Here is a 23169-nt window from a genome sequence, read left to right on the forward strand (position 1 = left end):
GGGTGTACCTCAATCATTGTTCTAGGGGGTGTGGGAATTCAGGGGCTACCGGATATATCGGGATTGTCGGCGGTGTAGATCCGCGCCTCATCGGGCCGCTCAGGCAAGATGGTGCGGAAATAGGATTCGGCGGCTTCTTCGAGGCGGACATAGCGTGACTCGTTCTCCGAGACGAACCAGCGGTGGTCGAGGATCTCGTGGAACACCTGAGCGGGCTCGAGCTTGGCTCGCAGAGCGGGCGGGGTGAGCGCCACGATCGGTTCGTACCGGTTCACCAACCAGTCCAGAGCGACGTCCTCGAGGGAAATGTCACCGTCGTAGTGGAGTGCCCGGTAGACCTCCATTTCACCCAGCAGACGCTGCGCCTGGCGGTCCTGGACATCGAGTCCGGTGAGCTGCTTGAGCTTGCGGCGGTTAAAGCCGGTGGAAAACACGGCGGGCTCAATGCTCACGCGGTACACATCGACGTTTTCACCGGTGGGATTACCGTCGGAATCCACACCGGGCCGGGTGCCGTGGCTGATCTCCGTTTCACCGATATCGAAGCCCAGAGCTTGGATCTTCTCGATGTGCTCGGCGATCTGTCCGAACGCGTCGCCCTCGACGACCAGCTCGTCGGTCATCAGGCCCCACAGTTCGTGGTAGGTCGCATCAACGGCATTGCCGAGGGCGATGACGTCCACGGAGGCGTCGATAAGCCCGCCTGCTTGAAGGTCCATGAGTTCGCCGATGATGTTGACGCGGGCGAGCTCGACGTCGTAAAGCCTGCGCCCTTGGGACAAGGGGGCGTGGAACTCACCCGTCTCCGCGTCGACAAGGTACGCGGAGAATTCGTCGGCGTCTCGGCGGAACAACGTGTTAGACAGCGACACGTCGCCCCAATAGAAATTCAGCAGGTGGAGGCGTACAAGCAGAACGGCGAGCGCGCGGATGAGCTTATTGACCGTCTCCGGGCCGAGCGCGCGGCTGAACACGTCGCGGTACGGCAGGGAGAACTCCAAGTGCTCAGTGACCAGGCACGGAGTGAGCTCCTCGTCGCGTGCGTCGTCGGTGCGGTGCGCGATCACTGCGACCGGCTTCACGCACGGAATGTCGAGATCCCGGAGCTTCTTCAACGTCCGGTACTCGTGATAAGCGACGGACTCGCCGATCTCCTTGATCGCTAGCGCCAATCCGCCTGCTGAAATGAGCCGCACCGTGTGGCGCGAAATACCGCGCGGGTACGCCGCGAGCAGCTCTTCAGGCCAGTCCGCGAGAGGAACAGCCCACGGCAAGCCAAGCAGAACTTGTGCATACGCCGGCGACTGGACGCTCATTTTCTCGGACATGGACTGCTCACCTCACGGCGCGCGGCAGGCGCCTAGATCCTCTTTCCGGTCGCCTTGGAGAACACGTGGAGTCCGCCCTCGTTGACAGCGACGTGGATGATGTCGCCGCCCTTGATGCCGGACATCGGTGCCACGCGCACGACGATCTTGCCCGCTACGGAATCGTCGGTGCCCTCTTCGCGCCACTCGCCGCCCACGAGGTGGCCGTAGATATAGGAATCGGAGCCGAGCTCCTCCGTGAAGTCGACCTCGATGGGAACGGTGTGCTCGGTGCTCTCCGGCACGACGGTGAGCGCCTCCGGGCGGAAGCCGAGGATGACCTGGCCGTTGTCTTCCGGAGTCAGGGCCTGGACATGCTCGGGCGCGAGCGGAATCGACGCACCGCCGAGCTTGGCCACATTGCCCTCGACGTTGAAGGTGGACAGGTTCATTGCCGGCGAACCGATGAAGCCGGCGACGAAGACGTTATCCGGGTGTTCGTAGAGTTCGCGCGGGGTGCCCACCTGCTGCAGCACGCCGAAGTTGAGCACGGCGATACGGTCGCCCATCGTGAGCGCCTCAGTCTGGTCGTGCGTGACGTAGATCGTGGTGACGCCCATCCGGCGCTGCAAGCTGGCGATCTGTGTGCGGGTCTGCACACGCAGCTTGGCGTCCAGGTTGGACAGCGGCTCGTCCATGAGGAAGACCTGCGGTTCGCGCACGATCGCACGGCCCATGGCCACACGCTGGCGCTGACCGCCCGAAAGGGCCTTCGGCTTGCGGTCCAGGTACTCCGTCAGATCGAGGGTCTTCGCGGCTTCCTCGACACGGCGATCGATATCGCTCTTGTCCATGCCCGCAATCTTGAGGGCAAAGCCCATGTTCTCGCGCACGGTCATGTGCGGGTACAGCGCATAGTTCTGGAAGACCATCGCGATATCGCGGTCCTTCGGGGACTCGTGCGTGACATCGCGGTCGCCGATCAGGATACGGCCCTCATTCGTTTCCTCCAGGCCCGCGAGCATGCGCAACGCGGTGGACTTGCCGGAACCAGAGGGGCCGACGAGAACGAGGAACTCACCGTCTGCAATTTCAAGATCAAGCTTATCGACGCTCGGTTTAACCGCCTTCGGATAAATCCTCGTCGCCTTGTCGTAGGTCACTGTGGCCATGTGCTTCTCCTCTTCCGGCGGGCGCGAACCGCCACCGGTCATCCATATTTCAAACCTTAGTTTGACCCTAACACCAGCTGGCCTGCACTAAGTAGCTCACCTGCTCAAAGGTTTGTGCCCTTTTCCCCCCGCGTTTACTCTCGTGGACATGACATCGCATCGTGTTAGCGTGATTGACCTGTTCAGCATCGGCATCGGCCCGTCGTCCTCGCACACCGTTGGCCCGATGCGCGCCAGCACCGCATTCGTGGAGAAACTCGGCCAGCTCCCCTCGGAAGTTCACATTGAACTGCGCGGTTCTCTCGCCGCCACCGGTGTCGGCCACGGCACCGACCGCGCCGTCCTCCTCGGCCTGGTGGGCTACACTCCCCTGACTACCGACCAGACCGTCGAGCCTGTCCCGGGAACACCGATTCCCGCGAAAGGCACCATCTCGGGCCCCGACGGTACTGTCACCTACGAGCTCACCTTCAACCCGAAGCCCGTCGCCGAACACCCCAATTGCCTCATCTTCGACGCATGGGCCGCTGACGGCACCCGCCTGGCCAGCCGCACCGAGTACTACTCCGTGGGCGGCGGCTTCATCATGGACCGCGCCGAGATGAACGAAGCCACCTCCGAAGGAGCCAGCACCGGCATCGCCGCTGCTACCGCAGTCGCTGAGGCGGAGGCTGAAGAGGCAGCTGGATCCGGGGCAGCTGACTTAGACGACGGCACATACGCTTATGATTCCTCCGCGGACCTCTTGGCTGTCTGCGACGACACCGGTCTGAGCATCGCCGAGGTCATGGCCCACAACGAAACCATCCAGCGCGGCGTGACCGAGTACACCACCCACTTGGACGAGGTCTGGTCCGTGATGCAGGAATGCGTGAAAAACGGCATCACCACCGACGGCTCCCTACCCGGCGGCCTCAACGTCCGCCGTCGCGCCCCGCGCATGCACGCGATGCTCACCAGTGAGCAGCAGCGCCACAACTCCGAGGGACTCGACGCGATGGAGTGGGTGAACCTCTACGCCTTGGCCGTCAACGAGGAGAATGCCGCCCACGGCCGCGTTGTCACTGCCCCGACCAACGGCGCCGCCGGCATCATTCCCGCCGTGATGCACTACTGCCGGGACTTCACCGCCGATTTCACCCCGGAGCGCGCCCGGGAATTCCTGCTCACTGCCGGTGCCGTCGGCGCGATCATCAAGACCAATGCCTCCATTTCCGGTGCCGAGGTCGGCTGCCAGGGCGAAGTCGGCTCCGCCTCCGCCATGGCCGCCGCAGGCATGTGCGCCATCCTCGGCGGCACACCTGCCCAGGTGGAAAACGCCGCGGAGATTGCCCTCGAGCACAACCTCGGACTCACCTGCGATCCAGTCGGCGGCCTTGTTCAGGTCCCATGCATCGAGCGCAATGCCATCGGTGCCGTCAAAGCCATCAACGCCGCCCGCCTCGCCAAATGGGGCGACGGCACCAATATCGTCTCCCTCGACGACGCCGTGGAGACCATGGCCGCCACCGGCCGCGACATGATGACCAAATACAAGGAGACCTCCGTCGGCGGCCTCGCCGTCCAGCTCGGATTCCCGGTGAATATCACCGAGTGCTAGCCCCACTATGAGGCTTGGTTGGGCGTCTCTGGGTGCAGGGTGGATTTGGATGACGTTGCTTCCATGTCAACCAAAACTGACCCGGGGAAACAGGTAGCCGATCCCCGGCGAGAAGAAAGAAGATCCACGCGGGAATCTGACCGCGGTCGGCGGCCGCCTCCCGGCCGGCGATCAAAACGCCGCTGGGGCCCAATAAAGGGCAGGCCCGATTGCCCCCTAGCGTTCCGTGACCTCTGGGGCGGTATCGTCCTCCGGGAGGAAGATGGCGTCAATGATCGCGCCGGTGTCGAGGGAGACAGTCTTCTGCGACTGGTTTTCGAGGTTCTTCACGGTGATCTCGCCGGCTTCGAGCTCGCGGTCGCCCAGGACGAGTGCGGTGTGGGCGCCGGAGCGGTCCGCACCCTTCATGGCGCCCTTGAGGCCGCGGCCGCCGTACGCCATGTCGGCGGAGATGCCGTTGAGGCGGAGTTCGTCGATAAGCTTGGCCATTTTCTTGGTCGCTTCGGGGCCAATTCCGACGCCGTAAACCTGGACGCGCTGGTCGACCCCATCGAGGGTGACGCCTTCGGCTTCGAGGGCAAGGACAGCACGGTCGACACCGAGACCGAAGCCGATGCCGGACAGGTCTTGGCCGCCGATCTGGGCCATGAGGCCGTCGTAGCGGCCGCCGCCGCCGATGCCGGACTGTGCGCCGAGGCCGTCGTGGACGAATTCGAAGCAGGTCTTGGTGTAGTAGTCCAGGCCACGGACCATGCGCGGGTTGATCACGTACTCGATGCCGAGGTCGTCGAGGGAGCCGGTGACGGTCTCAAAGTGCTCGCGGCACTCGGCGTCTAAGTGGTCGAGCATCAGCGGAGCGTCGGCGGTCATCTCCTGGACCTCCGGACGCTTGTCGTCCAGTACGCGCAACGGGTTGATCTGGGCGCGGTGGCGGGTCTCTTCGTCCAGCGGCAGATCGAGGAGGAAGTCCTGGAGCTTCTGGCGGTAGGCCGGGCGGCAATTCCGGTCGCCGAGGCTGGTCAGCTCGAGACGGAAGCCGGTCAGGCCAATGGAGCGGTAGCAGCGGTCGGCGAGGGCGATGACCTCGACGTCGAGAAGCGGATCGTCGACGCCGATCGCCTCGACACCGACCTGCTGCAGCTGACGGTAGCGACCGGCCTGCGGGCGCTCGTAGCGGAAGAACGGGCCGTAGTAATTGAGTTTGACGGGCAGCTGGCCGCGATCGAGATTGTGCTCGATCACCGAACGCATGACACCTGCGGTGCCTTCTGGGCGCAGGGTGACGGAGCGGTCGCCGCGGTCGGCGAAGGTGTACATCTCCTTAGAGACGACATCGGTGGACTCCCCCACGCCGCGGGCAAAGAGGGTGGTGTCTTCGAAGACAGGCAGCTCAATGTGCTGGTACCCGGCGAGATGCGCCTGATTCACAAACTCGGAACGGACCGCGTGGAACGTGGCGGATGCCGGCGGAACATAATCCGGCACGCCCTTCGGCGCGGACAGGGGCTGGAACTTCTCGGCTTTCTGCTGGGTATCGCTCACGCCGGTCGATCTTAGCGCGAACGGCCTGCGGCGCTGAGATACGGGTTTGTGGTGCGTTCTTGTGCCACTGTGGTCGCAGGCCCGTGGCCGGGCAGAACAGTGAGCTCATCGTCGAGATCCCACACGGGGCCGGCGAGTGTGCGGTCCATCGCGGCCGGGTCGCCCAAGGGAAGGTCCGTGCGGCCGATGGAACCGGCGAACAGCACGTCGCCGGCGAAGACGACTTGCTCGTCGGATGCAGCAATGAGCAGGCACGACCCCGGCGAGTGCCCCGGGGCGTGGACGATACGGAAGTCCATGCCCGCGAACGTCATGGTCTCCCCCGCTGTAAGGTGCCGCAGGTCCTCGGGTTGCTTCATGGAGTCGACCTCGAAGATCCGACCGAAGTCGCCGGGCGCGCCCCACTGCGGATCGAGCATCACCTCATCGTCGGGGTGGATGTAGACAGGCACACCGAACTCGGCACAGTCACGGGTGTGGTCGATGTGGCCGTGGGTGAGCACGACGGCGACGAGCTCCGCACCCTCGTCTTCGACGATCTTCATGACCTGGGCGTGGGAGTCCTTGCCCGGGTCAATGACGAAAGCCTCGGGCTTAGAGCCCGAGGCGGTGACGACGTACGTGTTGGTGCCGAACGGTCCTGCGGTGAATCCTGCGATCTGCATGGCCGCCAGTCTAGACGGCCCGCGCGGATCAGCCGCTGGCCCCACTAATTAAGAAAGTGCCTCCACGGCGGCATCGTAGTCGGGCTCATCGGCGATGTCGTCTACGAGATGAGTGTGGATGATCTTGTGGTCCGCATCGGTGACCACCACGGAACGCGCGAGCAGCCCCTTGATCGGCGAACCTTCCATGATGATGCCGTAGTCCTCACCGAAGGTGGAGCGGAACGCGGAGGCGCTGACGACATTGTCGATGCCCTCGGCACCGCAGAAACGCTGCTGCGCGAACGGCAGGTCCTTGGACACGCACAGGACGACAGTGTTGTCGAGGCCCGCGGCGAGCTCGTTGAAGCGGCGCACGGACTGGGCGCACACGCCGGTGTCAATGGACGGGAAGATGTTCAGAACGATGCGCTTGCCAGCGAAATCAGCGTCGGTGACGGCATTCATGTCCCCGCCGACGAGCTCGAAGGACGGAAGCTTCTCGCCTACTGCGGGCAGATCGCCAGAGGTGGTGGTCGGTTCATTGCGGAAAGAAATGTCAGCCATGGCGCCCAGCATAAATAAAGGCCGAGCCGCACGCACTGGCGTCCGCACAACGGCTGATACTGTAATTACCCATCTGACCACTCACACCTACCGATGGAGGCCGAAGTCCGTGAGCAATAACGCGCAGCGCGGCAAAGACGCTCTGAAGGAACTCGACCGCGAGCTCAAGGCCCGCGACCGCAAAGAGAAGAACAAGCCCTGGTCGATCGCGGCCATGGCGCTGCTGGTCATCGCCCTCGTCGGCGGCGGCATCTACCTGGCAGCGACCTGGGGCTCGGACGAGGACGTCGTCGCCGAGGACCAGAACGAGGAGCAGCAGGACCAGGAGCAGCCGGAGGAGATGGAGCCGGTCGCATTGAAGAAGAAGCGCTCCGAGCCGCTCGATCCGACGGTCACCTGCACCTACACCGAGGACGGACAGGGCGAGTTCTACAAGGGCCTGCCCGAAGCAGAAGGCGTATCGACGGAGGGCACCGTCGACGTCACCCTCGACACCTCCGCCGGCCCCATCGGCCTGACCCTGGACCGCTCCGTCTCGCCGTGCACGGTCAACGCGATCGAGTACCTGGTCAAGGAGGGGTACTACAACGACACCGTGTGCCACCGCCTGACCACTGAGGGCCTCCACGTCCTGCAGTGCGGCGATCCGAGCGGCACCGGCAGTGGCGGCCCGGGCTTCCAGTTCGCGGACGAGTACCCGGCCGACGACCCGGCGGAGAAGGAGAACCAGAACGTCCTCTACGAGCGCGGCACCATCGCCATGGCGAACTCGGGCCCGAACACCAACGGCTCCCAGTTCTTCCTCAACTACGGCGATTCCCCGCTCCCGCCCGCGTACACCTACTTCGGCACGATCAACGAGGAGGGCCTGGCCACCCTCGACAAGATCGCCGAGGCAGGCATCGCTGAGCCGGAGTCCGAGGAAGAGGCCATGATGGCGAACCCCGGCGACGGCGCCCCCAAGGAGGAAGTGAAGATCAACAGCGCATCGATCGCTTAATCTCCGCTATCCCCACCCCGTCCAGTGTGAGCTTACTCACATTGGGCGGTTTTTCATTGCCCGAGCTTAAGGTTGCCGTAATCACGGCCAGCGCGCATACAGCTTATCGACGCCCACCCCTCCCCCTCTCCCATATTTCCCGCTTCAACTGTGTGTCTGTACAAATTCTCCGTCGCCAGAGCCTGAGAACGCGTCCGCCAAACCAGTCCCATTAGTCCCATTCGGCACATATTTTGACTACAAACACTTAAGAAAAGCCTGAGAGCCAGTCCCCCTACCTGGATAACCGCTCGTTAAAGCCCTTGCAGGGCCTATACCCCGACTGTAGAGTGTTCCACGTCATTGAGAGCTTCTTTCTGAAAGGGACATTCATGAAGATCCGCAAGAGCATCCTCGCTGCTGCCACCGCAGCTACCGTTTCCGTCTCCGGCGTCGTCGCTGCTCCGGCTTTCGCAGCTGAGCCGGCTCCGAAGGACGAGACCCCCGTCACCGCCGAGGGCACCAACGCCGACCAGCCGAAGGACGACGACAAGGCCGACCAGCCGAAGGACGACGACAAGGCCGACCAGCCGAAGGACGACGACAAGGCCGACCAGCCGAAGGACGACGAGGGCAAGGACAACACCGACCAGGACAACGGCAAGAAGAAGTCCTTCGGCGACAAGCTAAAGGCTAACTCCTCCGACAAGGATGGCGACTGGGATCCGAAGGCTATCACCGCTTGGATCAGCGTCTTCACCGCAGTCCTGGGTCTGGTCGGCTCCGTGCTCACCTTCGCTCAGAAGAACTTCAAGCTGCCGTTCTAAGGCTGCGCCGAGCATCTAGCTCACACGCCTATACCGCCACGACGCTGCGTCGTGGCGGTTTTCGCGTCTTTAGGCTTCTAAATCAGAGGTGCGCCGAGTCCGAGTTATCGGCTAAGCGTTGACACGGTAGACGTCGAAGACACCCTCGATATTGCGCACCTGGTTCATCAGCGTGCCCAACTGCTTGGTGTCGGAGACCTGGAAAGTGAACCGGACAGTGGCGATATGGTCGTCGTCGCAGTGGTGGTTGAAAGCAATGACTGGCAGCTTCTGCTCGTTGAGAACTCGGGTGAGCTCAGCCAGCAGGCCCTGTTTGTCAAGTGCTTCCAGTTGCATCGTCGCCGTGGACGCGCCCTGTCGGGAACCGCTGTTCCACTCCACCTGGATGAGTCGGGCTTGTTCCTGTTTGAGTTTCTCTGCGTTGGTGCAGTCGACGCGGTGGACGGACACTCCCCCGCCACGGGTGACGAAGCCGAAGATTTCATCGCCAGGCACGGGCTGGCAACAGCGGGCCAGTTTGGCCATCACATCGGGGGACCCCTCGACGAGGATGCCGGGGCCGTCGGTACGCGTCGGCGTTTTGAGCTCCGCGATGGGCGCGCGTGCGGCAAGCGCGTCGACGGCGTCGTCCTCATCGCCGAACATCTCCACCAGCAGGCTGACCACATGCTTCGCAGAGGTCTGGCCGGAACCGATCGCGGTGTAGAGGGCATCGACACCGTCGTAGTGGAGCTGAGTAGCCACCTTGTTCATCGAGTCAGCCGTGAAGAGGCGGTGCAACGGCAAACCGCCGCGCTGGACCTCCGCGGCCAAGGCATCGCGACCAGCCTCGAGGTGCTCTTCGCGGCGTTCTTTCGCGAACCACTGGCGGATCTTGCTCTTGGCGCGCGGTGAGACGACGAAGTCTTGCCAGTCGCGCGACGGGCCCGCATTCGCGTCCTTTGATGTGAAGACCTCGACACGGTCACCTGACTTGAGTGTGGATTCAAGCGCGACGAGCTTGCCGTTGACCTTCGCGCCAATGCAGCGGTGGCCGACCTCAGTGTGCACCGCGTAGGCGAAATCGACGGGTGTCGAGTCCGCCGGCAAGTTGATCACGTCACCTTTCGGGGTGAAGCAGAAGATCTGCGCGGAGGTGAGATCGTAGCGCAGGGAATCAAGGAACTCGTTCGGATCCGCTGCTTCCTTCTGCCAGTCGAGCAACTGACGCATCCACGTCATTTGATCCAGCTCAGCCTGGTCGCCCTTGTGGGAGCCCTTCGTTTCCTTGTACCGCCAGTGAGCGGCCACGCCGAATTCGGCGTTGTAGTGCATCTCATGAGTGCGCACCTGGATCTCCAGCGGGCGACCGGAATCTGTCATCACGGTGGTGTGGAGTGATTGGTAAACACCGAAGCGCGGGTTGGAGATGTAGTCCTTGAAACGCCCCGGCATCGCCGAATACAGCGAGTGCACGACACCGATGGCGGCGTAGCAGTCGCTGACATTATCCACCAGGACGCGAATGCCCACGAGGTCGAAGATCTCGTTGAAGTCGCGGCCGCGGACCACCATTTTCTGGTAAATCGACCAGTAGTGCTTCGGGCGTCCCATGACCTCGGCCTTGACGCCGTTTTGTTTTAGCTCGGCCTGGATTTCACCGGTGACTTCTTTCAAAGCCCGGTCACGCGAGGGGGCGCGCTCAGCGACGAGGCGGACGATCTCCTCGTACTTCTTCGGGTACAGGATCGCGAATGCGAGGTCCTCGAGCTCCCATTTCACTGACGCCATGCCGAGGCGGTGCGCCAGCGGGGCAATGACTTCAAGGGTTTCACGCGCTTTTTTCTGCTGCTTCTCCGGCGGCAGGAAGCGCATGGTGCGCATATTGTGCAGACGGTCGGCGACTTTGATCACCAGTACTCGCGGATCCTGCGACATGGCCACGATCATCTTGCGGATCGTCTCGGCCTCAGCAGCGGCGCCGAGGGCGACTTTGTCGAGCTTGGTCACACCGTCGACGAGCCGGGCGACCTCCGGGCCGAAATCATTCGTGAGATCGTCGAGGGAGTATTCGGTGTCCTCCACTGTGTCGTGGAGAAGCGCGGCCATGATCGTGGTCGTGTCCATACCGATCTCAGCGCAGATCGTCGACACAGCCAGCGGGTGGGTGATGTACGGGTCACCGGACTTGCGCTGCACGCCCTCGTGCAGGCGCTCCGCCGTCTCATAGGCGCGCGAGATATCCTCGACGCTCGCCTTCGGGTGGTATTTGCGGTGGATCGAGTACAGCGGCTCGATGACCGGATTAGTTTTCGGTCGCCCACCGGTGAGCGACCGGGCGAGCCTGGCCGACACACTGCGCATCGACGAACCGGTGGTGCGCCGCTGCGATCGATCTTGGGACGTCATGCGCCCACTTTAAGCCACACGGTCAGTTCTATGCTGCGTCGCCGTTACTTTGGTTCAGAACGACCAGGGGAATACCGTCCAAGCGTTCGCGGCCACCAAGGCCAGAGACCTCGAGAACGACGACGCAACCGGCGACGATTCCGCCAGCACGCTCAATCAGATCGCGGGCGGCGTGGAGGGTACCGCCGGTAGCCAAGACATCGTCGACAAGCACGATGCGCTTTCCTTCGATATTCATGCCTTCCGCGGGAATCTCCAGCGCGGCGGTGCCGTATTCGAGGGAGTATTCCTCGCTGATCACCGGCGGCGGCAGCTTGCCCTTCTTGCGGATCGCCAGGATGCCGAGGCCCATGTCGTACGCGACGGCAGAGCCGAGGAGGAAGCCACGCGCGTCGAGGCCGCCGATCATGTCGGCGCCGAGGTTCTTGGAGGCTTCCGCCATCTCGGCGATGACGACTTTCAGAGCCGCGCCGTCAGCGAGCACCGGCGTCAGATCCTCGAAGAGCACGCCTTCTTCAGGGAAGTCCTGCACATAGCGCATCTTCTCGGCCAAGGCCTCGCGGGCGGTGCGGTACGTGGGTTGAACAGAGTTCTCTGGGGAGGTCATGGTCTACTTGTCGTCTTTCTGTTCCGGTGTGGGTTCCAAACCGGGAACGTGCCAGCGGTCCATGTTCCAGCCGATCCCGACAGGGCCAGTGTAGACCACCACGTTCTTGATGCTGTTGTCCACGATGAAGGTGCGCGGCTGAGCAGACAGCGGAATAGACGGCACCTCGTCCCACAGGCGTTTTTCCTCCGCGCGGAGGCTTTGGAGTTCCTCGGAGCGTGAGGTCGCGGATTCATATTCCATCATCGGGTCGACGGCGCCGAGGAAGGCATCGATTTTGCCGCCGCGGTCGAGCTCGCCTTGCTCATTCCAGGTCGGCTCCTCGGTGAGGAGATCTCCGCGTGTCTTGCCGTTGGCAGTCACGTCAGTGATCGTGATGCCGGCGGGCTCGCACGATTTCTTCATCGCTTCGACCATGGCAGCCATCCGCTTATTCGGCGCGTTGTAACCGACGTGCAGCTCAAGTCCAGAGGCGACGCTGGCACCCTCGATATCGACGCCGAGGTGCGGGTCCGCAATATCGGCGAGGCGACGCGACATCGGGTCATTCTGGGTAAGCACGTGCACGGGTGACGGCGGGAGCTCGATGCCGGCTTCGCGTGACGACGCCTCCGCCACCGCCCGAATGTCGATGCACTTGGCCAGAGCCTGCCGGTTGTCGTGATACGCCCACGAACCTGCGTCGGCGAAAACGAGCGTGTCGGTCATCTCGCCGATGACGGTCTGTAGTTCTTGGTGGCTCTCCGGGGAGTCCGAGTCTGCTCCATCGTCAGAAGGTGTCTCCCCCGCTGCGCTCGCCTCGGAGGCATCTGCTTGTTGGCCGTCCTTGCCCGTGCGCACATCGTCGGCGTTGGCACCCTGATCGGGCTCAGGCGGAGCCTCGTACCAATCCGGATTGTGATCGCTCAGGTCACCGACCATGAGTGCGCCTGCTTCCTGGAGTTCCGCGGAATCCTTGGACGCCGGCCACACAACGACCTTCGGCACCTCGGGGGCATCGCCGTAGTATTTCTCATTGGCGACGAGGACGACCTCGCCTTCCTCCCCGATCGATTCGATCTTGTACGGGCCATAAGACACCTGAAGCTCAGGATCGAATTTGCGGAGGCCGTAACCGAAGCGCCACACCTCGGCAGTGCGGGCGAACAGATCCGGGTCGCCGGACTGGAGGCCGGTGGTGAAATCGGCGGTCTCCATGCCGAGGCGCTTAGCGATGGCGTGGGCGGGAAGCACCGTGCCCGCACCGAAAAGCTCGCGCCAGCGGCCACCCTTGCCCGGCTGGAAGACGACGGTGAATTCCTTGGAGCCCGGCGTGCAGTCGACACGCTCGACCTGCTCCATCTGCGGCATGTGAGAGGAGAAGACATCCGGGTTGGAACCGGCGGCAAAAGCGAGGGCATAGTCGTCGCATGTCACCGGAACACCGTCGGAGAATTCGGCTTGATCCGACAAGGTGTAAATGACCTGTCGTTGCGGGCCCGGCAATACCTGCGTGGACACAAGGTCGGTATTCGGGATGCGCTGGCCGGACGGCCCGGGAATGAATGCCCCCGGGAACATGCGTCCGGAAAGACGCTGCATCTTCAAAGAATCGCCGATCTTCGTCGCCGCATTCGTGGTAATCAGCGGAACGGGTAGCTGGTACCCGAAATAGTCCAAGGCGGTCTGGTCCGTGGGCTCCTGCTCAGAATCGGAGCACCCCGCCATGAAGGTGGCTGCTGCGGTAAGCAGGGCGGCAACGCGCACAGAATTCTTTCGTCGCGTCCGATGTCCCGCCGTGGTTTTCATGGGAGTGTTCACGGTGTGCTCCTCTCGCCCTGTCTAATCCTCATCTACTTGCCACGGTGCACTACTTCTGGTTCGGCCGCCACGTTGCGGCGGACTGGCGTGCTGGCTCCGTCACGTGCGTTTCAGCGTCAAGGCGAGAAGAGGAACGCGGGGAAGTCACAGTGCGCTTCGCGGACACCGCTTCAGCCACGTCGTCGTTCTGCTCGGAGGTGGAGGAATCGGCGGAAGCAGAGGTGTCGTCGATAAGCTCACTCTCGCTCTTGCCCGCGCGGTAGTCAGCGACCTTCTTGTTGTGCTCCTTGTACTGGCTCTGCGCGTTGGTGAGAGTGACCAGCAGGGCGCTAGCGAGGAACAGGGAGGAGATAACGCCTTCCACGACGCCGATCAGCTGAATCAGTGCGAGGTCCTGGAGGGTGCCCACGCCGAGCAGCCACACAGCGACGATCATGAGCGCGATGATCGGCAGCGCCGAGATCACAGAGGTCGAAATCGAGCGCATCAATGTCTCGTTGACTGCGAGGTTGGTCTCTTCCGCGTAGGTCGAACGGCGCGAATCGAGCACGCCCTCGGTGTTCTCCTTGACCTTGTCGAACACGATGACGGTGTCGTAAAGGGAGAACGTCAGCACGGTCAGCAGACCGATGATCATGGCCGGGGTGACTTCGATGCCGAACAGGGCGTAGATGCCCATGATGACCACGGCGTCGAAAAGCAGGGCGACCATGGCTGCGATCGCCATATTGCGCTGCAGACGCAGGGCGACGTAGATCGCGGCGGTGACGAGGAAGATCAACATCGACAGCAGCATGCGGTTCGTGATCGTCGAACCCCATGACTCGGACACCGTGGAATCGCCGATCGCGTCCGGTGTCGCCTCACCAGTAGCGTCCTTCGGCTGGTAGGCGTTGTAGATCGCCTCGCGTGCGCTGTCGATTTGCTCCTGGGACAGGTGCTCGGAATTGATTTCCAGCGTGCGCGAATCACCCGCGCCGACGATCTGGGTCAGCTCCGGAGTCACGCCCGTTGCATCGACAAAAGTCTCCTCAACCTGCTCGACGACGAGTTCGCCGGCTGGCATCGACATCTTGGTGCCGCCCTCGAAATCGATACCGAGGTTGAAGCCGCGCAGCAGCATCGCAGCAGCGGAGATGACCACCAGAGCCACGGCGATGATGTACCAGAGCTTGGAGCGGCCGATGAAGTCGATCGCGCCCTTGCCTTCGTAAAGGCGCTCGATGCCCTTCGTGTGCGTTGCGGTCTCGTGTTCCGCTGCGGCAGTGCCTTTCGCAGCGCCGTTGCTTGCCGACGAATCAGCTGCGGCGTTCAGTGAGGTGGTCATGATTATTTCTCCTCTTTCCTGGTTGCCGTGGGCGTGGCGGTGTCGGTGTCTTCGTCCTCATCTACTGCTGTGACAGTATCCGCGGCGGTCAGAGTCGCAACGGTGGAACCGCCGGCGGCGGCGTTGCTCGTCGACGTGGAGTTGATGGTGGACGCTTCACTCGGCTTTGTCTCGGTAGCGCGTGCAGCATCGGACTTGGTCTCTGCGTCCGCACTCCGCTTGGAACGACGCGCGGTGACGGTCTTGCCGCGGCCGGCCTCAAAGGCCTTGGCCATCCCGTTGACAGACGGCTTAGCCCAGAACGAGCTGCGCGAAGCCAGGATCATCAGCGGTGCGGTGATCAAGAACGTCACCAGCAGGTCGAAGATCGTGGTCAGACCCATGGTGAAGGCGAAGCCCTTGACCTCACCGACGGCGAGGAAGTAGATCACGACTGCACCGATGAGGGTGACCATATTGCCTGTGACGATCGTTTCCTTCGCGCGATCCCAACCGTTGAGCGTCGCCGAGCGGAATGTTCTGCCGCGACGCACCTCGTCCTTGATGCGCTCGTAGAGGACAACGAAGGAGTCGGCGGTGGTACCGATACCGATGATCAAACCGGCGACACCGGACAGGTCCAGCGTGTAGCCGATCCAGCGGCCCAGCAGGACCAGCGCGCCGTAGACGAGCAGCCCCGCGGTCGCCAGAGTGAACAGGGAAATGAGGCCGTAGAGGCGGTAGTACACGAAGACGAAGATGGCAACGAGTGCCAGACCGACCAGGCCCGCAATGATGCCCGCCTTTAGGGAAGCGACACCGAGTGACGGCGGAACGGTCAGCGCGGTGCCACCCGGTTCACCGTTCTCACCAGCGAAGGAGAGCGGGAGTGCGCCGTAACGCAGGTTATTCGCTAGGTTCTCGGCTTCTTCCTGGGTGAACTGACCGGTGATCGAGGTTGCAGAGCCGACCGGCGTCGGCGACTTGATCTCCGGTGCAGAGATCACCTGGGAATCCAGGGTGATCGCGATCTGCTGACCAACCATGGCCGCAGTCAGCGCTGCCCAGGTAGAAGAACCATTGTGTTCGCCTTCCTGCTTGAAGGCGAAGTTGATCTCCATCTGGCCGGTCTCTGGATTGATGCCACCGGTAATGGGGCGATTGGTGTCGATCTCGCTACCGGTCAGACGCGGTCCGTCCTCGTCCTCGACGCCCTGGAGCAGCGGCACCGGGTCGAGCAGCAGCGCCTGGCCCTGGCTAGGATCGCAGGCCACGAGCGGGCGCTTCGGATCGTCAGTGCCCGCCAGCGGGTCCACCGGCGCCGGCTTTTCGGGGTCGGCCGGGGTGCACTTCATCAGCCAGGATGCCGCCTGAAGCTTCGTCATGTCATCGGACTGGCGGTCCTCGCGCAGCATCGCCGTTGCTTCCTTGCGCAGATCCGATGCTTCGAGGGAGTTGTCCGGCTCCGGCTTCGGGTCGGCGGTGATCTCCGGTGCCTCGATCGGCTCGAGGTTTATCTCGGTGGTGGCTTCCCCGCCCTGCTCCTCCTGAGCTTTTTTCATCGCCTCGGCCTGCTGGTTGAAGGCGTCGGCGAATGTCTGCATCGACGACTGCGCTTCTTCCTTGGTGATCACGCGGTACTCGACCCAGCGGTTCGCCATGTCTTCCAAAACCTTCGGGAAGTTGACTTGGTCGGCCTGCTGGGTCGGCTGGGCGACCGGGCGGAACAGCAGCTGGGAGGTCTGGCCGATATTGCGCACATCGGCGGAATCCTCGCCGGAGACCGTGATCACCAGCGTGTTGCCGTCGACGACGACAGATGCGTCGGAGACACCCATGCCGTTGACGCGGTTCTCAAGAATAGTGCGCGCCTGGTCCAGCTGATCCTTCGTGGGCTCCTCCCCTTGCGGGACGAGCGTGACACGGGTGCCGCCGCGAAGATCGATGCCCAGTTTCGGCGACGCCTCACGGTCGCCCGTCAAGAAAATAAGGGCATAAGTGGCCACCAAAATGAGTGCGAATAGCGCAATGGCCCGTTTGGGCCACGCTCGCTTCGATCCTCCCTCTCGGGCTGACCGCCTGCCTGACGTTTTCGAAGTCACGTACGTGCTCTCCTCGTTAACCTGCTTTATCCACCTCAGGCGGCTACGTTCCCCGCAGTTGCGCGGTGACGGCTGCGGCTACCCGTGCAAGGTGGTTGTGCTTCTGTCGTCTCTTCCCCAGCCCCGGCGTACTCGCAATTCTGGGGCACTGATTCCCGGGCCGGGAAAGGTCCAGACAGTGATCGTACGTCATGGACGTGGAAATGATTAAGCCCGGCGTGCCTTTTCTTGATCGCACGCCGAGCTGCTGTGTCTTGCCGGTGGCGTCTGACGCCTACCGGTCGCCGTCTGCCGGATCAGTCTCGGTCTCGCGCACAGTGCTGCCTGTGCTGCCTGCGGCACCGTCGTTCTCAACCACCTTGTAGACACCCTCACGCTCCATCGTGACAACGATGCCGGGAGCCAGCTCGATGTCAACGGTGGTGTCACCAGCGGAGACGATGTCGCCGTGGAAGCCCGAGACGGTGATGATGCGGTCGCCGGCCTTCGCCTTGGCCTGGACGGCGCGGGCTTTCTCCACCCGCTTCCGGTTCATGCGCGCCAAAAACAAGCTCGGCAACGCGAACAGAACGAAGATTAGGAGAAGAGGTAAGTATTCCATGGTGAACCATTGTGGCACACCAATCCGAGAGGCTGGCAGCTAGTACAAGTGAAGCTGCCCCGGGGCTTCCGGCGGCGGTGTCATGCCGAGGTGGTGCCAAGCAGCGGCGGTGGCCACGCGTCCCCGTCCGGTGCGCGACATGAGGCCCGCACGCACGAGGTAGGGCTCGCAGACTTCCTCCACGGTGGAGGGCTCCTCCCCCACTGCGATAGCCAAGGTGGACACACCGACGGGGCCGCCACCGTGGCTCCGAATCAACGTGTCCAACACCGCACGGTCGAGACGGTCGAGGCCCAACTCGTCAACGTCGAACACGGTGAGAGCCTGCTGGGCTGCCTCCACGGTGACGGTTCCGTCGCCGTTGACCTCGGCCCAGTCGCGCACGCGGCGCAGCAGGCGGTTGGCGATGCGCGGGGTGCCGCGGGAACGCGAACCGATCTCCACCGCGGCATCGTGCTCGATCTCGACCCCGAGAATCGACGCCGCACGCGTGATCACATCGGTGAGGTCCTCCACGTCGTAGAACTCCATCTGCGCGGTGAAACCGAAACGGTCGCGCAGCGGTCCGGTGAGCATGCCGGCACGCGTGGTTGCGCCGACCAGAGTGAACGGCGGGATTTCCAGAGGAATGGAGGTCGCACCCGGGCCTTTGCCCACGATCACATCGATGCGGAAATCCTCCATGGCCATGTACAGCATTTCCTCGGCCGGGCGCGCAATCCGGTGAATCTCGTCGATGAAGAGCACATCGCCTTCCATCAGGTTCGACAGCATCGCCGCGAGGTCGCCGGCACGCTCAAGCGCGGGGCCGGAGGTCATGCGTAGCGACGTCCCGAGCTCCTGCGCCACGATCATCGCCATCGTAGTCTTGCCCAGACCCGGTGGGCCGGACAGAAGAATGTGGTCAGGGGTGACATTGCGCTTTTTCGCACCAGTGAGCACCAGGCTGAGCTGCTCGCGCACCTTCGGCTGGCCAATGAACTCGTCGATGGATTTCGGGCGCAGCGATTTCTCGAAGTCCTGCTCCCCGGTGTGCTCCGTCGCATCCACCGGCGAGTCCACCTGCCGGGCAAGGTCGGCCGGTAGCTCGAACTCTGTCTTCTCTACATCAGACATGTGCTGCACCCTCCATCTCCATGCCTTATGAAATCAGCTGCTTATTTCTTACCCAACCGGTTGAGCGCATTGCGCAGCAACGCCGAGGACTCCGCGTCCGGGGACTCGGCAGCAACAGCGTCGACCGCGCTGCGGGCGCCCTTTTCTGGAAAGCCCAGCCCGACGAGCGCTTCGACGACCTGTTCCGTCGCCAGCGACGCGCCCTGCGTCTGCGACGTGGCATTCTGCCCGGCAGCCTGACCTGGCTGCGTGCCGTACACCCCAGCGAGTTTGTCTTTGAGTTCCAGAACGAGGCGGTCAGCCATTTTCTTACCCACGCCGGGGATGGACTGGATCGTCTTCGAGTCACCGGCCGTAATGTGGCCGGCCAGTTCAGCAGGCTCGAAGACGGACAGAGATGCCAGCGCCAGCTTCGGGCCGAGTCCTGTGACCGAGGTCAGGCGATCGAACATCTCACGTGCATCGTCGTCGCTGAAGCCGTAGAGCGTCATCGCGTCTTCCTTGACCACCATCGTGGTCAGCACACGGGCGTTCTCACCGCGGGTCAGCCGACCCAGCGTCGGCGGGGTGGCTAGGAAGCGGTAGCCGACGCCGCCGCATTCGATCACGCCGTGATCCAAACCGATGGAGATGACCTCACCGTTGAGCGAATCAATCACTACTTCCAACTCCTTTTACCAGTCATATTCCCGGCAGCATTCCGTCCCGCGGCACCCGTCAACGTCGCCGCCGCCTGAGTGCGGGCCAACAACGGTGCGCGCCAGCAATGGCATACCCCGATGGCGAGCGCATCAGCTGCATCCGCTGGCTTCGGCGGCGCACCGAGCCCGAGAATGCGGGTGATCATAGCCGTCATCTGTTTTTTGTCCGCCCTGCCGTTGCCGGAGATAGCTTTTTTCACCTCTGAGGGCGTGTACATGTACACGGGAAGCCCGCGCTGTGCGGCGGCGAGCACCATCACCCCCACGGCATGGGCGGTGTGCATGACGGTGGAAACGTTGCTGCGTTCGAAAATACGCTCCATCGCGACAACATCTGGTTTGTAATCGTCCAGCCATTCGTTGACCGCATTAGACAAACGCAACAGGCGTTCAGGCAGCTCCGCATCAGACGGTGTGCGCACCACTCCGACAGCAATGGGAATCACCTGCCGCCCCTTGCCCGTTTGCAGCACGGAGAGACCGCACCGGGTCAACCCCGGGTCAATCCCCATCACGCGCAGGCCCTCCGTCGTAGTCACACATTTGTTCTACCACACGACCCAGACACCGCTCGCGAGCCATGCCGTTCCGCTTACAAGCCATGCCGTACCGAGCACGACAAAGCGGACCCGGCAACAGCCAGATCCGCTTCGGTAATGCTGTGCTCAGGCCCCGTCAACGACGCCTGCGCACGCTTTGTTCTACTCGTTGGCGAGTGCTTCAGCGACCTCGTCCGACATGGTCGAGTTGGTGTAGACGTTCTGGACGTCGTCGGCGTCCTCGAGCGCGTCGATAAGCTTCTCGAGCTTCTTCGCGGCCTCAACATCGAGATCGACCTCCACCGAGGCGCGGAAGTCCTGCTCCGTGTCCTCGATTTCGATGTCGGCCTCGCGCAGGGCATCACGCACGGCGTACATATCGGTCGCCTCGGAGACGACCTCGAAGTGCTCGCCCAGGTCGTTGACCTCTTCGGCACCTGCCTCGAGCACGGCCATCAGCACGTCATCTTCGGTCAGGTCGCCCTTGACCACGGTGTTCACACCCTTACGGCTGAACATGTAGGCGACCGAACCGGACTCGCCCAAGTTGCCGCCGTTCTTGGTCATCGCGGTGCGGACATCGGTGGCCGCACGATTGCGGTTATCGGTCAGGCACTGAATGAGCATGGCGACACCATTCGGGCCGTAGCCCTCGTAAGTGATGTCTTCCCAGTCGGAGCCGCCGGCTTCCTCGCCGGAGCCGCGCTTGCGGGCGCGCTCGATATTGTCCTTCGGGACGGAGGCCTTCATGGCCTTCTTCATCATGTCGTCGAGGGTGGGGTTGCCCGCCGGATCACCGCCGCCGGTGCGTGCCGCGACCTCGATGTCCTTGATCATCTTCGCCCACAACTTCGAGCGCTTTGCGTCGTTAGCGGCTTTCTTGTGCTTCGTTGTAGCCCATTTCGAGTGGCCTGCCATGCGCCATCTCCCCTTTCCTCCGGCTGAAGTTTCGGCTGTCCACTATACGCCCACCCCGGGAAACGACATTCAGGGGCGGACTAGTTGCGTTAGGAAAACGCCTTCCCGCCCTCTTTGAGCGTACGGGTGAGTCCTTCCTGCACGGTCATGGCGACAAGGTTGCCCTGCCTGTCGAAGATCCGGCCTTGGGTCAAAGCGCGTGCGCCGTGAGCGGACGGCGAGACCTGGTCATAGAGCATCCACTCGTCGGCGCGGAACGGGCGCATGAACCACATGGCGTGGTCGAGGGACGCCATCTGCACCTTGTGATCGCGGTGCGGCACCAGCGCGGAGTGCAGCAGCGTCAGGTCCGACATGTAGGCCAGGGTGCAGATGTGGAAGGTCTGATCGTCGGGAAGCTCACGCTTCGACCTGAACCACACGACTTGTTGGCTGGGCGTGTACGGGTTGTGCTCGAATTGGTCGTCGGGCACGACGCGGACGTCCCAGTCCTTTGCCCACATGGAGAAGAATTTCAACGGTCCATCGGTCTCCTCGAGCGGCACGACATTGTCCGGTTCGGGCACGGTCCGCATCGCATCGGAGTGCTCGATACCTTCGTCATCGGTGATGTGGAAGCTCGCTTCGAGCGAGAAAATCGTTTTCCCACCTTGAACCGCGTCGACGATGCGTGTGGCGAAGCTGCGTCCATCGCGCACGCGGTTGACAACGAAGACGATGTCCCGGTCCGCCTGACCGGGGCGGATGAAATAGCTGTGCAGGGAGTGGACGAGCTTGCCGTCCTCGACCGTCTTGGTCGCCGCCGACAGCGCCTGCGCCGCCACCTGGCCGCCGTAGGTGCGCTGCAGTCCGGAGTAGACGCTGGTGCCGCGGAAGACGTTGTCGTCCAGCTGCTCCAGATTCAAAATATTGTCGATGCTGGGAATGTCGAATGGCATGGGTCACAGCTTAAACGGCGCGCCCGCTTCACGGCCGTGAAATTCCGGCATTGGTGCCGTGCCGGCGAGCCGCAATGCGCGCACTCCGGGTTTCAGCCGCACCGCGCGTGTGGCGGCAACGGCGCCGTTGTACAGGCGCAGGGAGAGCTCAACACGGTCTTCCGCGACGGCCAGCGCTGTTCGCGCCGCTTCATCGTCACGGGTATTCGCAACAATGTCGGCGACGGCATCCCGATGCTCGACCGCTGAGTCGAGCGCTGCCCGGGCCCGGTCAAGCCGGATATGCAGACGGTCGAGCCGGCGTGCGGTGAGAATCGCCCACACCACGACAGCGAGCACAACGAATACCAGTGCCACTATCAGCACAGACACACCGCTCATCACGCACTCGCTCCCCCGCCAGCTGCGGCTTCGTAGACAGCTTCGACCCGCCCCGCGACGACATTCCAGTCGAAATTCCGAGCACGCTGCGTCCCAGCGGCCGCAAGTTCAGCGCGGGCTGCAGGATCGCGGACCAATCGCTGCAGGGTCACCGCGAGGGCGTTCGCATCCCCCACCGGGAACAGGGCGCCCGCGGGGGTATCGCTATCCGCCGCGCACACATCGGCGAAGGCTTCGATATCGCTAGCCACGACCGCGCATCCCGCCGCCATCGCTTCAACGAGCACGATGCCGAAGGATTCGCCGCCCGTATTCGGCGCGACATAAAGATCGGCCGATGCGAGCAACCGCGCTTTCTCAGCCTCACTCACGCGCCCAACGAATTCCACATTCGCCGGCGCAGCAACAGGACGGCCGGAACCGCCACCGATCACGGTCACGCGCGGTGCATCATCCATGATCGACAGCGCATCCAGAAGAATCGGCAGACCTTTACGTGGCTCGTCATAGCGCCCCAGAAAGACGATGTGCGCGTCTCCTTCAGGTGCATCGCTTATCGACGCCGCAGTTGCCGTCCCCCGCGCCCTGCGTGCCTCCCGGTAGATGCTCGTTTCCACTCCATTCGGAATGAGCAGCGGGTCCCCGCCGAGTTGCTCCACCTGCCAGCGGCGCGACATCTCGCTCACGGAAATGCCCGCCTGAATCTTCTCGAGCGTCGGGCGCAAGACCGGTCGCACGAATTGCAGTGCGCGCGATGACGTCGCAGAGGCATGGTAGGTAGCCACGACCGGTTCGGAGGCCAGAAGCAATGCGGCGAGGGAATAACTCGGCGCATTGGGCTCGTGGATGTGAACGACATCGAATCCGCCCTCGCGCAAAAAGCGTCGTGTGCGTTGAAAAGTCCTCGGCCCGAAAGAAATCCGTGCGACCGAACCGTTGTACCGCAGCGGAATAGTTCGCCCGCCGAGGGTGACATAATCCGGCAGGTCGTAGGCCGAACCTGACCGTGTTCCTGGCCCAAGCACGCGCACGTCGTGCCCGCGTTCAGTAAGGATCCGGGCAAGGTCCAAGATGTGCGCTTGCACCCCGCCGGGGTGGTCGAAGGAATATGGGCACACCATGCCGACGCGCACG

Annotated in this window: 21 protein-coding genes; 3 read left to right on the forward strand and 18 right to left on the reverse strand. The window is 63.0% G+C overall.

Going from position 1 to position 23169, the window contains the following annotated elements:
* Positions 1-38: 38 nt before the first annotated feature.
* Positions 39-1328 carry a DUF4032 domain-containing protein gene (locus J5Y21_RS05370; RefSeq protein ID WP_210573481.1) on the reverse strand — a complete coding sequence of 430 codons (1290 nt, stop codon included), beginning with the start codon at positions 1326-1328 and terminating at the stop codon, positions 39-41.
* 32 nt (positions 1329-1360) lie between these two features.
* Positions 1361-2479: a sn-glycerol-3-phosphate ABC transporter ATP-binding protein UgpC gene (ugpC, locus tag J5Y21_RS05375; protein WP_210573550.1), complete on the reverse strand. Its 1119-nt coding sequence runs from the start codon at positions 2477-2479 to the stop codon at positions 1361-1363.
* A gap of 148 nt (positions 2480-2627) precedes the next feature.
* On the opposite strand from ugpC, the gene J5Y21_RS05380 reads away from it, so the two are divergent.
* Positions 2628-4079: an L-serine ammonia-lyase gene (locus J5Y21_RS05380; protein WP_210573482.1), complete on the forward strand. Its 1452-nt coding sequence runs from the start codon at positions 2628-2630 to the stop codon at positions 4077-4079.
* 216 nt (positions 4080-4295) lie between these two features.
* On the opposite strand, the gene hisS is transcribed toward J5Y21_RS05380, so the two are convergent.
* From hisS to tpx, 3 genes are read right to left on the reverse strand one after another with little or no spacing between them, the layout of a single operon-like run.
* Positions 4296-5621 (reverse strand): histidine--tRNA ligase, encoded by a 1326-nt coding sequence (gene hisS, locus J5Y21_RS05385; RefSeq protein ID WP_210573483.1) that lies wholly within the window; start codon positions 5619-5621, stop codon positions 4296-4298.
* Positions 5622-5632: 11 nt separating this feature from the next.
* The gene (locus tag J5Y21_RS05390) at positions 5633-6286 is read right to left on the reverse strand and encodes an MBL fold metallo-hydrolase (protein ID WP_210573484.1); all 654 of its coding nucleotides are present in this window, start codon (positions 6284-6286) and stop codon (positions 5633-5635) included.
* Positions 6287-6334: 48 nt separating this feature from the next.
* Positions 6335-6832 carry a thiol peroxidase gene (gene tpx, locus J5Y21_RS05395; RefSeq protein WP_210573486.1) on the reverse strand — a complete coding sequence of 166 codons (498 nt, stop codon included), beginning with the start codon at positions 6830-6832 and terminating at the stop codon, positions 6335-6337.
* 109 nt (positions 6833-6941) lie between these two features.
* Here tpx and J5Y21_RS05400 point away from each other — a divergent pair, with 109 nt between their 5' ends.
* A complete protein-coding gene (locus J5Y21_RS05400; protein WP_210573488.1) occupies positions 6942-7832 on the forward strand; it encodes a peptidylprolyl isomerase in 891 nt (296 codons plus the stop codon).
* A gap of 371 nt (positions 7833-8203) precedes the next feature.
* The gene (locus tag J5Y21_RS05405) at positions 8204-8638 is read left to right on the forward strand and encodes a hypothetical protein (protein ID WP_210573490.1); all 435 of its coding nucleotides are present in this window, start codon (positions 8204-8206) and stop codon (positions 8636-8638) included.
* A gap of 111 nt (positions 8639-8749) precedes the next feature.
* Here the strand turns inward: J5Y21_RS05405 and J5Y21_RS05410 are convergent, their stop codons facing one another.
* The 13 genes from J5Y21_RS05410 to J5Y21_RS05470 form a co-directional block, all read right to left on the reverse strand.
* Positions 8750-11026 carry a bifunctional (p)ppGpp synthetase/guanosine-3',5'-bis(diphosphate) 3'-pyrophosphohydrolase gene (locus J5Y21_RS05410; RefSeq protein ID WP_210573492.1) on the reverse strand — a complete coding sequence of 759 codons (2277 nt, stop codon included), beginning with the start codon at positions 11024-11026 and terminating at the stop codon, positions 8750-8752.
* 28 nt (positions 11027-11054) lie between these two features.
* Positions 11055-11633, reverse strand: a complete 579-nt coding sequence (locus J5Y21_RS05415) for an adenine phosphoribosyltransferase (protein WP_210573493.1) — start codon at positions 11631-11633, stop codon at positions 11055-11057.
* Positions 11634-11636: 3 nt separating this feature from the next.
* Positions 11637-13433 carry an ABC transporter substrate-binding protein gene (locus tag J5Y21_RS05420; protein ID WP_349236943.1) on the reverse strand — a complete coding sequence of 599 codons (1797 nt, stop codon included), beginning with the start codon at positions 13431-13433 and terminating at the stop codon, positions 11637-11639.
* A 49-nt stretch (positions 13434-13482) separates the two neighbouring features.
* The gene (gene secF / locus J5Y21_RS05425) at positions 13483-14760 is read right to left on the reverse strand and encodes a protein translocase subunit SecF (protein ID WP_210573494.1); all 1278 of its coding nucleotides are present in this window, start codon (positions 14758-14760) and stop codon (positions 13483-13485) included.
* A gap of 2 nt (positions 14761-14762) precedes the next feature.
* Positions 14763-16841, reverse strand: coding sequence for a protein translocase subunit SecD (gene secD, locus J5Y21_RS05430; RefSeq protein ID WP_210573495.1), 2079 nt, complete (start codon positions 16839-16841; stop codon positions 14763-14765).
* A gap of 274 nt (positions 16842-17115) precedes the next feature.
* Complete coding sequence (gene yajC / locus J5Y21_RS05435; protein WP_210573496.1) at positions 17116-17442, reverse strand: preprotein translocase subunit YajC; 327 nt, start codon at positions 17440-17442, stop codon at positions 17116-17118.
* Positions 17443-17481: 39 nt separating this feature from the next.
* Positions 17482-18558 (reverse strand): Holliday junction branch migration DNA helicase RuvB, encoded by a 1077-nt coding sequence (gene ruvB, locus J5Y21_RS05440; RefSeq protein WP_210573497.1) that lies wholly within the window; start codon positions 18556-18558, stop codon positions 17482-17484.
* A 41-nt stretch (positions 18559-18599) separates the two neighbouring features.
* A complete protein-coding gene (ruvA, locus tag J5Y21_RS05445; protein WP_210573498.1) occupies positions 18600-19217 on the reverse strand; it encodes a Holliday junction branch migration protein RuvA in 618 nt (205 codons plus the stop codon).
* A complete protein-coding gene (gene ruvC / locus J5Y21_RS05450) occupies positions 19217-19771 on the reverse strand; it encodes a crossover junction endodeoxyribonuclease RuvC (RefSeq protein WP_210573554.1) in 555 nt (184 codons plus the stop codon). The genes ruvA and ruvC overlap by 1 nt, the downstream gene beginning before the upstream one ends.
* 189 nt (positions 19772-19960) lie before the next feature.
* On the reverse strand, positions 19961-20716 hold the full coding sequence (locus J5Y21_RS05455) for a YebC/PmpR family DNA-binding transcriptional regulator (protein WP_210573499.1): 756 nt from the start codon (positions 20714-20716) through the stop codon (positions 19961-19963).
* An 89-nt stretch (positions 20717-20805) separates the two neighbouring features.
* Positions 20806-21654: an acyl-CoA thioesterase II gene (locus J5Y21_RS05460; RefSeq protein ID WP_210573501.1), complete on the reverse strand. Its 849-nt coding sequence runs from the start codon at positions 21652-21654 to the stop codon at positions 20806-20808.
* Between the two features lie 3 nt (positions 21655-21657).
* Positions 21658-22035 carry a hypothetical protein gene (locus tag J5Y21_RS05465; RefSeq protein WP_210573503.1) on the reverse strand — a complete coding sequence of 126 codons (378 nt, stop codon included), beginning with the start codon at positions 22033-22035 and terminating at the stop codon, positions 21658-21660.
* A complete protein-coding gene (locus J5Y21_RS05470) occupies positions 22035-23168 on the reverse strand; it encodes a glycosyltransferase family 4 protein (protein WP_210573504.1) in 1134 nt (377 codons plus the stop codon). Before J5Y21_RS05470 ends, J5Y21_RS05465 begins: the two co-directional genes overlap by 1 nt.
* Between the last annotated feature and the right edge of the window lies 1 nt (position 23169).

The organism is Corynebacterium sp. Marseille-P3884 (genome assembly GCF_017942225.1).
Taxonomy (GTDB): Bacteria; Actinomycetota; Actinomycetes; order Mycobacteriales; family Mycobacteriaceae; genus Corynebacterium.